Annotated in this window: 12 protein-coding genes; all 12 read right to left on the bottom strand. The window is 62.1% G+C overall.

The window, feature by feature from the left end; genetic code table 11:
- Positions 1 to 52 precede the first annotated feature (52 nt).
- The 12 genes from BM160_RS06900 to BM160_RS06955 all read right to left on the bottom strand — a co-directional run bounded on the left by BM160_RS06900 (position 53) and on the right by BM160_RS06955 (position 14,901).
- A complete protein-coding gene (locus tag BM160_RS06900) occupies positions 53 to 3,949 on the bottom strand; it encodes a PAS domain S-box protein (RefSeq protein WP_092002545.1) in 3,897 nt (1,298 codons plus the stop codon).
- Positions 3,950 to 4,022: 73 nt separating this feature from the next.
- Positions 4,023 to 4,463 (bottom strand): response regulator, encoded by a 441-nt coding sequence (locus tag BM160_RS06905; protein ID WP_092002548.1) that lies wholly within the window; start codon positions 4,461 to 4,463, stop codon positions 4,023 to 4,025.
- A gap of 119 nt (positions 4,464 to 4,582) precedes the next feature.
- Positions 4,583 to 5,542, bottom strand: a complete 960-nt coding sequence (locus BM160_RS06910; RefSeq protein ID WP_092002551.1) for a M48 family metallopeptidase — start codon at positions 5,540 to 5,542, stop codon at positions 4,583 to 4,585.
- A gap of 39 nt (positions 5,543 to 5,581) precedes the next feature.
- On the bottom strand, positions 5,582 to 6,331 hold the full coding sequence (locus tag BM160_RS06915) for a lysophospholipid acyltransferase family protein (RefSeq protein WP_092002554.1): 750 nt from the start codon (positions 6,329 to 6,331) through the stop codon (positions 5,582 to 5,584).
- 108 nt (positions 6,332 to 6,439) lie between these two features.
- Complete coding sequence (gene gmhB / locus BM160_RS06920; protein ID WP_092002557.1) at positions 6,440 to 7,012, bottom strand: D-glycero-beta-D-manno-heptose 1,7-bisphosphate 7-phosphatase; 573 nt, start codon at positions 7,010 to 7,012, stop codon at positions 6,440 to 6,442.
- The gene (locus tag BM160_RS06925) at positions 7,009 to 7,641 is read right to left on the bottom strand and encodes a hypothetical protein (protein ID WP_092002560.1); all 633 of its coding nucleotides are present in this window, start codon (positions 7,639 to 7,641) and stop codon (positions 7,009 to 7,011) included. The genes gmhB and BM160_RS06925 overlap by 4 nt, the downstream gene beginning before the upstream one ends.
- Before the next feature lie 34 nt (positions 7,642 to 7,675).
- Positions 7,676 to 9,796: a glycine--tRNA ligase subunit beta gene (gene glyS, locus BM160_RS06930; protein WP_092002666.1), complete on the bottom strand. Its 2,121-nt coding sequence runs from the start codon at positions 9,794 to 9,796 to the stop codon at positions 7,676 to 7,678.
- 11 nt (positions 9,797 to 9,807) lie between these two features.
- The gene (gene glyQ, locus BM160_RS06935) at positions 9,808 to 10,713 is read right to left on the bottom strand and encodes a glycine--tRNA ligase subunit alpha (RefSeq protein ID WP_092002565.1); all 906 of its coding nucleotides are present in this window, start codon (positions 10,711 to 10,713) and stop codon (positions 9,808 to 9,810) included.
- 103 nt (positions 10,714 to 10,816) lie between these two features.
- Positions 10,817 to 12,457 (bottom strand): apolipoprotein N-acyltransferase, encoded by a 1,641-nt coding sequence (lnt, locus tag BM160_RS06940; protein ID WP_255368707.1) that lies wholly within the window; start codon positions 12,455 to 12,457, stop codon positions 10,817 to 10,819.
- Positions 12,458 to 12,478: 21 nt separating this feature from the next.
- Complete coding sequence (locus BM160_RS06945; protein WP_369821754.1) at positions 12,479 to 13,261, bottom strand: HlyC/CorC family transporter; 783 nt, start codon at positions 13,259 to 13,261, stop codon at positions 12,479 to 12,481.
- A 173-nt stretch (positions 13,262 to 13,434) separates the two neighbouring features.
- Entirely contained in the window at positions 13,435 to 14,169 is a 735-nt protein-coding gene (locus BM160_RS06950) for a GNAT family N-acetyltransferase (RefSeq protein WP_092002571.1), read from the bottom strand.
- Positions 14,170 to 14,427: 258 nt separating this feature from the next.
- Positions 14,428 to 14,901 carry an Lrp/AsnC family transcriptional regulator gene (locus tag BM160_RS06955; RefSeq protein WP_092002574.1) on the bottom strand — a complete coding sequence of 158 codons (474 nt, stop codon included), beginning with the start codon at positions 14,899 to 14,901 and terminating at the stop codon, positions 14,428 to 14,430.
- Positions 14,902 to 14,976: the final 75 nt, after the last annotated feature.

A 14,976-nucleotide genomic window follows, 5' to 3' on the forward strand; every position in this document is an offset into this window, starting at 1 on the left:
AGAAAAAGCCTAAATAGAGGGGGAAAAAGGATCTTGATCAACAGGCGTTGCGCTAAGCACTCACGGCCGCTCGCGGCAGGGTAAAAAAGAAACTCGCGCCCATTCCCGGTGCGGCCTCGGCCCACAGCCGACCGCCGTGGCGCCGGATCACACGGCTGACGGTGGCCAGCCCAATGCCGGTACCGGGAAACTCCGACACCGCGTGCAGACGCTGAAAGGGATTGAAAAGCTTGTCTGCATACGCCATATCGAAGCCAGCGCCATTGTCGCGCACAAAAAACACCGGCAGTCCTGCCGCATCGGTTTGCTGACCAACGCGAATCTCGGCCAAAACCTGTCGCGAAGTGAACTTCCAGGCATTTTTGAGGAGGTTTTCCATCACCACCCGGATCAGCCGTCCATCGCCATGCGCCTGCAGGCCACTTTCAATGTGAAGCACGACCTGACGCTCGGGGTGGTGCGCCAGGCACTCATCCAGAATGCCGCGGGCCAGCGCCGACAGATTCACAGGCTCATTGCGCAGGGGCGCGCGCGAGACCTGCGCCAGCGACAGCAAATCCTCAATCAGCTGCCCCATCTGCGCCACACCGGCCTGGATGCGGGAGAGATAGTGCGCCACCTTCTCGCCGGAATGGCCATCGACCTGCTTGGCCAACAAGCGGCTGAAGCCGTCAATGGTGTTGAGCGGCGAACGCAGATCGTGAGAGACCGAATACGAGAAGGCTTCAAGCTCCTGATTGGACAGACGCAAGGCGGCTTCAATGGTCTTGATCTCGGTGATATCGGTATCTATGCCAACCCAAAAAACCACCTCACCCTGATCATCGAGAACCGGTGATGCCCGATAAGACATGGTGTGATGGCTGCCGTCCTTGGCCCGCACGCGCCGTATGCCCGTGAACAGTGACTGGTTCGCCTTGGCAAGGCGCCAGTTTTCCTGGACTCCGGCCAGGTCTTCGGGATGTATGGCGCCATACCATTGATTGCCTATCCAGTCCTCCAACACCCCGCCCACCAGATCAAACCAGGCGCGGTTGAAGTAAGTCACGGCGCCATTGGGCTTGATGGTCCAGATCACCTCTGGCGCCTGCTCTGCCAGCGCGCGAAACAAGGCCTCCTGGCGCGCCAGCGCGACGGTGCGTTCGCTGACGGTTTGCTCCAGTCCGGCATTGAGGCGGCTGACCTCTTGCAGCAAGCGGGAATTTTCTATCGCGATGGCAGCCAGTTGGGCCAGCTCCATCGCCACATACTCGTCCTGCTGCGTGAACTCGCCCTCGTATTTGTCCGACAGCTGAAGCAGCCCGATGTTTTTTCCGGTGCGCCCCATCAGCGGTATCGCCAACCAGCCCCGCATCGCGAAAGACTTTCCGGCCTCGCCGTCTCGCCAGCGCGGGTGCGCTTCGATTTCGGTCCGCGTCAGCCGCATGGATCGGTTTTTCTCGCAGACCAGGGCGTCAAGGCCGCGGCCGTCCGGCGGGGCGATCCGCTCCCGCTCGCCCGCATATTTCTCGGACAGCGACAGCGCATTGATGGCTTGCGCCCAGTCACCGTCCGAGGCAAAGCTCACCATCGCCAGGTGCGTGCCGATCACTCCGCGCGCCTGCTCAGCGATCTCCTGCATGGAGCCTTCCAGCGTCTGGTGCCAGGTAATGGCCTGGGTCGCATCGGCGGCGCGCTGCAAGGTGAACAGATAGTCCTGCACTTCTTTTTCGGCCTTGACCTGGGCGCTCACGTCCACCACCACGACAAAGCGAGCCGCCCGACCGGCATATTGAATGGAGTGCGACATCACATCCACCGGAAAGACCAAACCATCTTTGCGGCAGTGCCGCCAGCGCCCCCTTTTCCCCTCCACGGGTTTGCTCAGCTGCTTGCGCAAACGTCCACGGTCCGCCTCGGGAAGCACATCGAAAAGCGTCATCGACCGGAAATCTTCGAGTGTGTAGCCGTAGCTTAGAAGCGCCGCACGGTTCACTGTCAGAAACCGCCTAGTGAGCGCGTCGTAAACCAGCATGGGCAACGGCGCCGTGTCAAACAACGCCGCATAGCGCTGCTCGCTCTCGATCAGCGCCTGCTCGGCCAGCTTTCGGCGGGTGATGTCCTGGACCACCCCGGTGCGGTAGAGCGTCCGACCCTCGCAGTCGGTCTGCAGGCTGTCGTACTGGTGCATCCAGCGTACTTCGCCCGTTGCCGTAATAATGCGGCATTCAAGCTCTGCCGGCTGCCCGGTTGCCGCCGCCACACTGTGCTGTCGCAGATAGTCCTCGCGATCGTCAGGATGAACCTGATCCCACAGCCGCTCAAGATGACCATCAAGAGAGTCGCGAGTCACGCCATACAAGTTGAAAATTTCGTCGGACGCCCACAATGCCTGGGTCTGCAGGTTTTGCTCCCACACACCAATTCTCCCCAGACGCTGCGCATCCAGCAACCGACGCTGGGTCTCGGCCTGCTCCAGCTGCAGCCGTTCCATTTCCGTGACATCGGAGAAGACGCAGAGCGCACCCACGATGTCCTCGTCCTGGCGCATGGGGTGGTAGCGGCAACACAGCAGGCGGCCCTGCGGCGTAGCCGCATTGCGCATGAAGGTGAGCAGCAGTCCGTGCCCTCCCTTGAGCGCCCGGTTCAGGGGCAGCTCATCTTCGGCCAGCGGCGTGCAGGTATCGGGTGCAAAAAAACCCTGCTGCCCAATCCAGTCTGAGCTCAGCACCCGGGTGTTTTCATCAATCGACAAGATCTCTTTGGCCGGCTCGTTGATCAGCAGGGAGCGGCCCACGGCATCGACCGCGATCATGCCTTCATGCATGCTGTTGACGGTCAGCTCGAGCGCCGAATAGGCTTGCAAGCTTCTTTGCAGCTCCAGCTCCAGCGCCGACTCACGCTGCTGTAATGAATCGGCCATCAGGTTGAAGCCATCGGCAATCCGGGCGAACTCCTCCTTGCCCTTCAATGCGCCTATCGGAATCCGGGCATCGAGTTGCCCGCGCTGAATCTGCCGGGTTGCCGCCAAAATCTCCCGGGTCGGCTTCACAATCACACGCCCCCCCATCAGCCATGCCAGCCAGCCACCGGCAAATGCCACCAGCGTCAAGAGCAGCAGCTCCCGCCCCAACTGTTGCAGAGCCGGCGCCAGCACCTCATCCCGGTCGGCGCTGACCGCGATGAAAAAAGGCGCCTCCTTGAGCTTGCCGGCAGGTAAAAAAGCAAAAATTCGCGGCTGGCCATTGCCGTCCGAACCTTCGGCCACACCGCTGTGCATGGTTTTAACCGCTTCCTGAAGCAGCGGACTAGGCACCGCCTGCCCAATCAGCGCTGGATTGGATGGGGTCGCGGCCAGCACTATACCCTGTCGATCGGTGATCACCAGTCGTCGCCTCAGGGCCAGGGACGAATCTGCCAGCACCGTGGACAGCGCCTTGAGGTCAACGGTGGCAAAGGCCACCGCCGTCACCTGCTTCTTGTCATTCATCACAGGCATGGCGAAGCCGACCACCGGCTTGCCCGCCGCCCGACCCATCAGGTAAGCACCGGCCACGAAATCGCGCTGCGCCAGCGCCGCCCGGAAAAAGTCTCTGTCTCCGCCATACATGGCTGCACCGCTGCCCAGGGCATCACAACGAAAGTTGCCGTCCAGACCGACGATGCCAAGATTGGCATAGATAGGCAACTCCTCGCGCATGGTTTGCAGAAAGCGTCCGCAATCTGGGCCATGGCCGCCCGCCAAACCTGGAGCATGAACCATGGACAAAAGAATTTGCCGAGAGGCGTCGACCAACCGCTCCTGATTGGCCGCCACCAGTGACGCGGCAAACTTCAGGTTGTCAGTGGTCCGGCTGATGGCGGCATTGGCATTGAGCCAGGCCGTGACCATAGAAAGCGCAAACAGCGGGAGTATGGCCGCCACCATGAGCATGACCAGGCGTACCCGTAGCGTGATCGGAACCTTCATCGCAGCAGTCTATCTATCGAAGGTTGCGCCTTGGCTGACAAGTCCGTCAGCGCGCGCCTGGTGGCGCCATGCGTCAGGCACACGCAATGGATTCGTTGGCGTTCAGCCAATAGGCCTGCAGGCGATTGAGCTTTTCGGTGAAGGCGCCGAAGTCGACCGGCTTGCGCACAAAGCCATTGGCACCACTCTGGTAGCAAGCCAGCATGTCGGAGCGCTCGCTGGACGAAGTCAGCATGATCACCGGCACCACGGCGGTCAGCGGGTTCAGCCGCACGCTGCGCAACACATCCAGGCCGGAGAGCTTGGGCAGCTTCATGTCCAGCAGGATGAAAGAGGGCTGCTTTTTGGTATCGCGACCGGCGTAGCGGCCCAGGCCAAACAGATACTCGAGCGCCTCGGCGCCATCGCGCGCCACGACGATCTCTGCCTTCACCCCCTGCTCTTCCAGTGTCAACACAGTCAGCTCCAGATGATCAGGATTGTCTTCAACGATGAGTATCAACTTGGCGTTCACAAATGTCCTCTGCCCACTGCAATCCATTGGGTGATGTTTCTGATATTTTTTGCTTTAAACAATGACCACAAAAAGCATTCGAATGTACTACTTTTTTACTCGTCAATATTTGATCCCCGTCACCATCGAGGCGTTGCCTCGTCCCTGAGCTGGCCACGTAACTCGGCGTAGTCGGGCATGACCGATGCCACCGTGCGCCAAAAGCGCGGACTGTGATCCATGACGCGCAAATGGCTCAATTCATGCACCACCACGTAGTCTATGACCGAGGGCTTGAAGTGCAGCAGCCGCCAGTTCAGCCGGATCGAGCCGTCGGCGCTGGCGCTGCCCCAGCGCGTGCTGGCGCTGGACAGGCTGAGCTTGGTCCACTGCACCCCCAGTTGCGGCGCGAAATGCTGCAGGCGCTCGGTAAAAATCCGCCTGGCCTGCCGAATCAGCCAGGCTTGCACGACATCCCGGATCTGTTCGGCCGTAGCATGCTGGGCCAGCCCCAGTTGCAGCATCTGGCTGGCCTGAGCCGGCGCTTCTGGCGTGCGACCGGCCAGCTCAGCCGTGACGCCGGCCAAGGCATGGCTGGCATCCAACACCAGCATGAGTGGCTCGCCCAAAAAAGGAAAACTTGCGCCATGGCGCCAGTCAATGCGCGCCGACTCCAGTCGCGCATGGCGTTGGCGAGTTTCGTGCAGCTTCTTGACAATCCAGCCCGCCTTTTCCTGCACCGCCTTGTCAATGTCGTACAGCGGCACCCATTGGGGCGCGCTCACCACCAGCCCCTCGGCACCGGCGGAAAAACCTATGGTGCGGCGTTTGCTGCGCCTGAACTCATAGGCCACCAGAACGTCATCGAGCAAGACTTCACGGCTGGCGCGGGGATGCCTGAAGGTGGCCGGCGCCAGCGGTTGCAGCAAGGCCTGGGCCGGCACTGCAACAGTCGTCTTTTTGGCCGCCTTTTTAGTAGCACCACCCGCAGGGCCAGTCTTGACTGCAGGCCTTTTTTCTTGCGGCTTCAGGGTGATGCCAAGACCTGCCGCAGGCGCTGGGTCAAAGAGATCGCGCGTGAACTGAAAAAACCTTTGCATCACGCCAGTTTAGCGTTCGTAGCTGTCGGCCCGGAACGCTCAGGCTGGCGGCGCGCCAGCATAGGCCTCGGGATCGAGACGGCGCATTTCTGCTTCAATCCAGGCCTCGACTTCACGCATCAGCTCGTCGGGCTGGCGGCCGACGCTAGAAATCGGCTTGCCGATCGAAAAGTCCACGATGCCCGGGGTCTTGATGAAGGCCTTGCGCGGCCAGCATTTGGCCGAGCTCACGGCAATCGGAATCACCGGCACGCCGGCTTCAATCGCCAGCCGGGTGCCGCCCGCTTTGTACTTGCCCTGCTGGCCGCGCGCAATCCGCGTGCCCTCGGGAAACATGATGACCCAGGTGCCCTGACTCATCAGGCGCTTGCCTTGCGCCACCACCTTGTTGAAGGCCTGGGCACGCTGGCTGCGGTCTATATGGATCATGTCCATGCGCGCCATGGCCCAGCCGAAAAACGGCACGTAGAGCAGTTCTTTCTTGAACACATAGGCCAGCGGATGCGGCATCAAGGCGGGCATGCAAAGAGTTTCCCAGGCACTCTGGTGCTTGAGCAGCAGCACGGCAGCGCTGGTTTCACCGGTGGGCAGGTTTTCCATGCCGGTGACCCGGTTCTGTATGCCCAGAATATAGGTGCCGCCCTTCACCGCCACCTTCAGCCAGCCGGCGCACATCCAGTACATGGTGGTGCTGCTGACAAAGAGCGAAGCAATGATCACAAAAATGGCCCACGGAATCACCGTGAGAATCATCCACAACATGTGCAGGACGGAACGAATCAAGGGCATGTCAGGGCTTCCGGTGATCTAGAGATGGGCGGGTACGGCGGGAAATTGGCAATTTAATGGCTTTTGGTGCCCCAGCCAAATAGGGGTGGGCGCAAGCAGCTATCATTTTTATATCACCACCGGCAAGGGGCTGGCGCTACGTTCAAGGATGAAATCGGCAAAGGCCGACAAATCGGCGTGCAGCAAGGTGCCCGGCGGCAAACCGTCGGGCTGGCCACCGCCCTGGTAACGGGCAGATTTGCCGGTCAGCACCAGATGCGGCTCACAGCCGGCGGCGGCACCGGCCAGCAAATCGCGCAGGGAATCCCCGGCGGTGGGCACGCCCTTGAGTGGCACGCCGAAACGCGCGCCTATCTGCTCAAACAGGCCGGGCAGCGGCTTGCGACAGCTGCAGCTTTCTTCAGGGCTGTGCGGACAGTAAAACACCGCATCCACGCGCCCGCCCACGGCGGCCAGCATCTTGTGCATCTTGGCATGCATGGCGTTGAGCGAGGCCACGTCAAACAGGCCGCGCCCCAGCCCCGACTGGTTGGACGCGATCACCACATGCCAGCCGGCGTGGTTGAGCCGCGCAATCGCTTCCAGCGCGCCGGGCAGCGGCAGCCATTCGTCAGGCGTTTTGACGAACTCGTCGCTGTCGCTGTTGATGGTGCCGTCGCGGTCAAGAATGATGAGTTTCATGGTGTGCCGATCAAAGAAGGCTCGGCAGGCTCGGCCTGCCAGCCGGTGACAAACAGGCCGCTAAAGCGGCCGGGAGCCAGTTGCAGCGCCAGCCTGTCGCCAGGCTTGAGCGCCGTGGCCCGTGCATCGTCTATCAATAGCCGCTGGGGCAACGCCAGGCCGGACACCTGCAGCACCAGCGCCGTGCCGCCCAAACCGCGCAGGCTAGGCTGCTTGAACTGACGACTCAGCACCTGAGCCTGTACCTGCGCCTGGACCGGCGCCGCGCCTGACGCGGCCATGCCCTGCAACCACAGGCCCTGCTGATTCCAATGCCGCTGCAGCAGCGCCGCGCTGCCGCCCAGCCAGAGCAGCAGCCAGACCAGGCCAAGCACAAGCATGACGCGGCGCCCACCCAGACGGCGCAGCAGCAGCCCGGCCGCCAGCAGCACGGCCATGGCCGCCGCTACCGGCCAGAGCAGCTCCAGCACGCCGGCCGTGCTGGCAACCGGCAGCAGCGGCAAGGCCGGCGTTGCGCTCTGACGATCGCCCTGCCATTGCAGCACCCAGCGCAGGCCCAGCATCAAGGCCGGAGGCAAGAACAGCAAGCCGGCCGTGCGCTGCGCGGTCCAGCCAGCCAGCCAAGGCATGCGGCGACTCATGAAAACGGGCGAGGCTGACAGCTCAGGCCACCAGACGCGACAGATCGGCAACGCGGTTCATGGCGTCGTGCAGGCTTTTCAGCAGCCCCTGGCGGTTCAGGCGCAGGTCCATGGCCTCGGCATTGACCATCACGCCGTCGAAGAAGGCATCGACGGTGGTGCGCAAGGCCGCCAGGCTTTGCAGCGAAGCGGTGTAGTCGCCGGCATCAAACTGCGCATTGGCCTTGGGCAGCACGTCCTTCATGGCGGCGTAAAGCGCGATTTCGGCCGGCTCCTGCAGCAGCAGCTCGCTGACATGCGCATCCACCTCTGGCGCTTTTTTCAGAATGTTGCTGATGCGCTTGTTGGCGGCGGCCAGCGCTGGCGCTTCGGGCAAGGCGGCAAAGGCGCGCACCGCTGCCAGACGCTTGGCGACATCGCCCAGACGCTGCGGCCGCAGCGCAAGCACGGCATCAACCTCTTGAGCGCTATAGCCTTGCTCACGCAGGCTGCCGGCAAAACGGTCATAAATGAAGTCGGTCAAGGCGGCGGAGGCATCGCTGATCTTGTCGCCAAACACCGGCGCCGCAGCACCGACCAGGGCGCTCACATCCAGCGGCAAGTCTTTCTCCACCAGCATGCGGATCACGCCCAGCGCGTGGCGGCGCAAGGCAAACGGGTCCTTGTCACCGGTAGGCAGATTGCCGATGCCGAACATGCCGACCAGGGTTTCCAGCTTGTCGGCCAGGGCCACGACCACGCCCGTCATGTTGCGCGGCAACTCGTCACCGGCGAAACGTGGCTTGTAGTGGTCTTCAATGGCGTCGGCCACCTCTGCGTTCAGGCCATCGTTGAGCGCGTAATAACGGCCCATGATGCCTTGCAGCTCGGGGAACTCGCCCACCATGTCGGTCACCAGATCGGTCTTGGCCAGCAACGCGGCCTGATCGGCTGATCCGGCCAGGGCATCGCCGCCCAGTTGCAGGCCTATCGCCTTGGCCATGGCGCGCACGCGCTCGACACGTTCACCCTGCGTACCCAGCTTGTTGTGATAAACCACCTTGTCCAGCCCCGCCACGCGCGAGGCCAGCGTCTTCTTGCGGTCCTGGTCAAAGAAAAACTTGGCGTCGGCCAGGCGCGGGCGCACCACGCGCTCGTTGCCGCCAATCACCAGGCTGCCATCTTGCGGCGTGATGTTGCTGACCACGAGAAACTTGTTGGTGAGCTTGCCAGAGGCATCGAGCAGCGGGAAATACTTCTGGTTGGCCTTCATGGTCAGGATCAGGCACTCCTGCGGCACGTCGAGAAACTCGGTCTCGAATTCGCACACCAGCACATTGGGCCGCTCGACCAGCGCCGTCACTTCGTCGAGCAAGGCCTCGTCTTCAATCGCCTTCACCCCGCCGCCCAGCTTGGCCGCGGCAGCGGCGAGCTGGCGCGCAATCTCGGCCTTGCGTTCGGTAAACGAGGCGATCACCGCGCCATCGCGGGCCAGCGTGCTGGCATAGCTGTCGGCGTCGGCCAATACGACCGGATCCACCGCGGCTTCAAAACGGTGGCCGTGCGTGCTGTTGCCGGCCTGCAGGCCCAGCGCCTTGACCGGCACCACTGTGCTGCCGTGCAGCGCCACCAGGCCATGCGCCGGGCGCACAAAACTCACGCTACTCCAGCCGGGCAGTTCGCAGCCGCTTTCCAGCTGGTAACTCATCACTTTGGGGATAGGCAGTTTGGCAATGGCTTCAAGCAAGGCTTTTTGCAGGCCCTCGGCCAGCGTCGCACCGATGACAGTGCTGTCGTAAAACAGCGCTTCGGCCTTGCCGTCCATGGCTTTCTTCAGGCCAGCGACCGCCGAAACATCGGCGCCCAGCGCCTGCAGTTTTTTCAGCAGCGCAGGTGTGGCGTTGCCGGACGCATCCAGTCCCACGCTCACCGGCATCAGTTTTTGCGACACCGCCTTGTCGGCGGCTTGCGCCGCCACGCCGGTGATGTGTGCGGCCAGGCGGCGCGGTGAGGCAAAAGCCGTCAGCACGGACGCGGCAGAGGTCAGCCCCTGGCTTTTCAGTTGCTCCAGCAACACGCCGGCAAAGGCATCGCCCAGCTTTTTGAGCGCCTTGGGCGGCAGCTCCTCCACAAACAGTTCAAGCAACAGGTTTTGGGTAGTCATCGTCATCGCTCTCACACTGCCTTCTTGGTCATCTGTTCCACCCACTCGCGCGGGGCCATGGGGAAACCCAGGCGCTCTCTAGATTCGTAATAACTTTGCGCCACGGCGCGCGCCAGGTTGCGGATGCGGCCTATGTAGGCGGCGCGCTCGGTCACGCTGATGGCACCACGTGCATCCAGCAAATTGAAGCTGTGCGCGGCTTTCAAAACCTGCTCGTAGGCCGGCAGGGCCAGTTGCGCTTCGATCAGATGCTTGGCCTGCTTCTCGTGCGCGGTGAACGCGGTGAACAGGAAGTCGGCATCGCTGTGCTCGAAGTTGTAGGTGGACTGCTCGACCTCGTTTTGCTTGTAGACATCGCCATAGCTCAGGCCCTCGGTCCAGGTCAGGTTGTAGACGTTGTCCACGCCCTGCAAATACATGGCCAGGCGCTCCAGGCCGTAGGTGATCTCGCCGGTGGCGGGTTTGCAGTCAATGCCGCCCACCTGCTGAAAATAGGTGAACTGCGTGACTTCCATGCCGTTGAGCCAGACCTCCCAGCCCAGGCCCCAGGCGCCCAGCGTCGGGTTTTCCCAGTCGTCCTCGACAAAACGGATGTCGTTTTTCTTCAGGTCAAAGCCCAGCGCTTCGAGCGAGCCGAGGTAAAGCTCCAAGATGTTGGCAGGTGCGGGCTTGAGCACCACCTGGTACTGGTAGTAGTGCTGCAGGCGGTTCGGATTCTCGCCGTAGCGTCCGTCTTTCGGCCGGCGGCTAGGCTGCACATAGGCGGCTTTCCAGGGCTCGGGGCCGAGCGCTCTCAGGAAGGTAGCGGTGTGCGACGTTCCGGCGCCGACTTCCATGTCATAAGGCTGCAAAAGTGCGCAGCCCTGGTCGGCCCAATAGGACTGCAGCTTCAGGATAATTTGCTGGAAAGTGAGCATAGGAATAGTGGTTCTCAGTGGCGCGATCCGGCTTCTCAGGCACCGGGAGGCAGCGACGCACCAGGCGGCGTCGCAAAACCGTTCATTTTACGCGGCGATCAGCTCAACGCCGGCGCCGGAACAGCAGTGCCAGCCCGACCACCGTCAGGCCCAGCGCCCATAGCGGCCAGAGCCCGAAGCGGCCCACCCACCAGGCGTAAGGCGTGATGCTAGCGCGCCCCTGCACCTCGCCGACCAGCGCGCCGCGCGTGTGGCGCGGCAGGGAATGCGTCACCTGGCCCTGGTGGTCGATGATGACGGTGGCGCCGGTGTTGGTGGCGCGAATCATGGGGCGATCGAACTCCAGCGCCCGCATGCGCGAGATCTGCAGATGCTGGTCAATCGCCACGGTGTTGCCAAACCAGGCGATGTTGCTGAGGTTGACAAAGATGGTGGGGGCTTGCGCCGCATCGACAAAGCGCGCGCCCAGCTCTTCGCCAAACAAGTCTTCGTAGCAGATATTGGGTGCCAGCCGCTCGCCCTGCCAGGCCAAGGAAGGCTGGCCGACCGCGCCGCGCTTGAAGTCACCCAGCGGAATGTGCATCAAATCGATAAACCAGCGAAAGCCGGCCGGAACGAACTCGCCAAAGGGCACCAGATGGTGTTTGTCATAGCGATAGGGCTCCAGCTGTCCCGGCTTGAGCCCGAGCACGGCATTGGCGTAACCGGCCTCGACACTGCCCAGCGGCAGACCGATCAGCGCGGCCTGCTGGCCGCTAGCAAAGCGCGACTGCAGGGCCGGCCAATAGCCCTCGGGTAGTTGCAGCGGCAGCAGCGGAATGGCGGTTTCGGGCGCCACCACCAGCGCGGTGTTGGCACCCTGCAGCTGCTCGCCATACCAGCGCAAGGCCGTTGCCACGCCGCTGCCGCTCTGGAATTTTTCGTTCTGGGGAATATTGCCTTGCAGCAGCGTCACCGACATGGGTTTGGAGGATGCCGCATCGGTCTTGGCCTGAAACAGGCCAGCAAACGGCAGCCAGGCCGCCGCCATGCTGACCGCCACAATGCCCAGCGCGCTCAGCCAGCGCACCTTGAAGGCACGCAGGGAAATCGCCAGCCAGGCGGCGGCAAACGCGGCCAGCAGGCTCAGGCCATGCACGCCGACCCAGGCGGCCAGCGGCCTGGCCCAGCCGTCCACATGGGCGTAGCCGCCCTCGCCCCAGGGAAAACCGGTAAAGAGCTTGACCCGGGCGAGCTCGGCGAGCAGCCAGAGCGCAGCAAAAACCATAGCACGCCACGCCCTACCAGCGGGGGCCAGCAGCACAAAAAGCCCACAAGCGGCGGCATAGTAGAGCGCCAGAAAGGCCGCCAGCAAAACGACGGCCAGCACCGCCAGCGGCGCGGCCAGGCCGCCGTAGACATGCATGGAAATAAACAGCCACCAGAAGGTGGCGCACAGCATGGCAGTGGCAAACCAGCCGCCCAACTTGGCGGCGCGCTGCCAAGTACGGCAGCCGTCCAGCTGCGCGACCAGCAATGTCAAGGCCAGCAACTGCAGCCCCCAGAGCGGCTGACCTGGTGCAAAACCAAAGGCAAAAGGCCAGGCCAGGCTGAGCGCATGGGCGCCGCCGGCCAGCAAGACAATCACCACCTGAAGCAGCGACAGGCGCTTGCGCAGCGCGGGTGGATCGATGTTTTGCAGCAACGCCGGGATAGTTGGCAGCGACGAAATCATGCTGTCAATCAAGTCCCGTCCCCGTTCCATTCGGCCGCCTTTAACCATGGATCAGGCGCTGCGCGCGGCAGGAGAGACCTTGAACCAGCGCACGGCACCGCCCTTGGTGTGCAGCACGGTGAACTGCAGGCCGGCCAGCGCGTAATGCTCGCCGCGCTTGGGCACATGGCCCATCTCGTGGGCCACCAGGCCGCCTATGGTGTCAAAGTCGGTTTCGGGCAGCTGTACGTCAAAGGCTTCGTTGACGCGCTCTATGGAGGTGTCGCCGCTGACCCGGTAAGTGTGGTCGCTCAGGCCAAAGATGTCGCCCTCGTCTTCGGCGATGTCGAACTCGTCTTCGATTTCGCCGACGATTTGCTCCAGCACGTCTTCAATCGTGATGAGACCGGCAACACGGCCAAACTCGTCGATGACGATGGCCAGGTGGTTGCGGTTGCCGCGGAAGTCGCGCAGCAGTTCATTGAGCCCCTTGCTTTCGGGCACGAACACCGCCGGCCTTAGCAAGGCCTTGATATTGAGTTCGGGGGCGCGCTGCAGCTTGAGCAAGTCCTTGGCCATCAGGATGCCAAGGATGTTTTCCTTGTCGCCCTCATAGACCGGAAAGCGCGAATGGGCGGTATCTATGATCAGGTGCAGCAGCTCATCAAACGGCGCGTCTATGTTGACCAGATCCATGCGTGGCGCGGCCACCATGACATCGCCGGCCGTCATGTCGGCCATGCGGATCACGCCTTCGAGCATTTCTCGGCTTTGCTCGCCAATGACATCGTTGTCCTGGGCTTCCACCAGGGTTTCGATCAACTCGTCTTTGGAGTCGGGACCGGGGTGGAGCATTTCAGCCAGCTTTTGTAAAAAGCCGCGCTTGTCTTCTTTGTCTTCTGGCCTGGAAGACCGACTGGGGGGGACGTCGGACACGTGAGGGCGTTCGGTAGTTAAGAAGCCGTCAAGGATAGCGCAATTTCCTGACAGGGCAGAACAGGAATGCGCAGCCAGGGGCTGCCCGGGCCCTACATCGGCATGCGATCACGCCCGTCGCGCACGCCGCGCCGCACTTCCTGCAGCAGCGCCAGGAAATCCCAGAACTGCTTGGCTTGAACCTTGAGACGGTAGTCGGTCTGGGCGATCTGCTCTTCCAGCATTTCCGTCACGCGCGAGTCCATGTCGGCAGGCGGCAGCTTGAGGTAGGCCTCGCTCTCCGAGCCATCGCGCTGTATGGTGGCGCCGGCCTTGCGGGCGATATTGAGCATGGCGGTGTTTTCGCTCAGCGCATGAATGAACATCATGTCTATGCCCTCGTTGCGCGCATGGATCACGGCGCGCTCGAACAGGCGTGCGCCATAGCCCCGGCCACGCGCCCGGGCCAGCACCGACACGCCAAACTCGGCGCAGCTCTTGAGTTCGGGCTCCGAAAACGCCAGGTGCGCCATGGCGATCAGCTCCAGCCGGCGGTTGTAAATGCCAAAGATTTCGTCGCGCTCAAAATTGAGCCCGTCCACATAGCGCCTGACCTGCTCATCGCTGGCGGAATAGCCAAAGCGCAAATAGCGGTCGTGCGCACTCAGCGCCAGCAGGTGGGCGGTGATGCGCTCGCCATGGCTGGGCCCTATGGAACGTATCGGCACCATGACCGGTTTGGCGGGCTTGGCAGAAGGGGCGTCCAATTCACGCGCCTCCAGCGGCGGGCGGAAGAGCTCCTTGCTCGCCTTGAGAGATGCTTTGAAAAGTGCGCCGGGAGTAACCATGGTTTTAATATAAGGGTTTCTACTAGGCATCGAAACCTAAGCCCTTAGAGGAACGCTCAAAAAAAGAAGCCGGATACCAAGAAAAATAGGCATCAAATTGGCATTAAGCCCTTGTCAGACAAGCGCAACAAGCTACCAAAATAATAGCAAGTAAAGTCCATCCGCAGCAGTTGCTGCAGTGCAACAATTTTACCGCACCACGGCTTTGGCAGGTCTTAAGCATGACACCCTAACCCAGTCCGGGCCAACAAGCCAGCGCTACAAGGGCACGGCCGTGGTCGCCTTGACCCGGTCCAGCACAAAGCTGGTCTTGCAGTCCTGCACACTGGGGTGCTTGAGCAAGGTGTCCATGATGAAGCGGCTGTAGTGCGCCATGTCCTGCACCACCACGCGCAGCAAATAGTCCATCTCGCCGGTCAGGGCCGCGCATTCCACCACCTCGGGCCAGGTCTGCACACTGGCGCGAAACAGGTCCATGGGATTGCGCTTGTGGCTTTCGGTGTGCTTTTCCAGCCGCACATTGAGGTAGGCCGTCAGCCCCAAGCCGACCGCCTCGGGCTTGACCAGCGCCACATAGCGGTCAATCACCCGGCTTTCTTCCAGCCGCTTGACACGCCGCAGCACGGCGCTGGGTGACAGCCCCACCTGCTCGGCGAGCTGGTCGTAGGTGGCGCGGCCATCGTCCTGAAGGCTGCGCAAAATGTGACGATCAAGCTTGTCGAGTGTTTCCATTTGCCCAATTTTGCAGGTTTACTGTGTCAATGGCAATCCAGACGCCCCATTTCGCAGTAAAACTGACTGCCCGCG

It is taken from the genome of Polaromonas sp. OV174 (assembly GCF_900112285.1).
GTDB lineage: Bacteria > Pseudomonadota > Gammaproteobacteria > Burkholderiales > Burkholderiaceae_C > Polaromonas.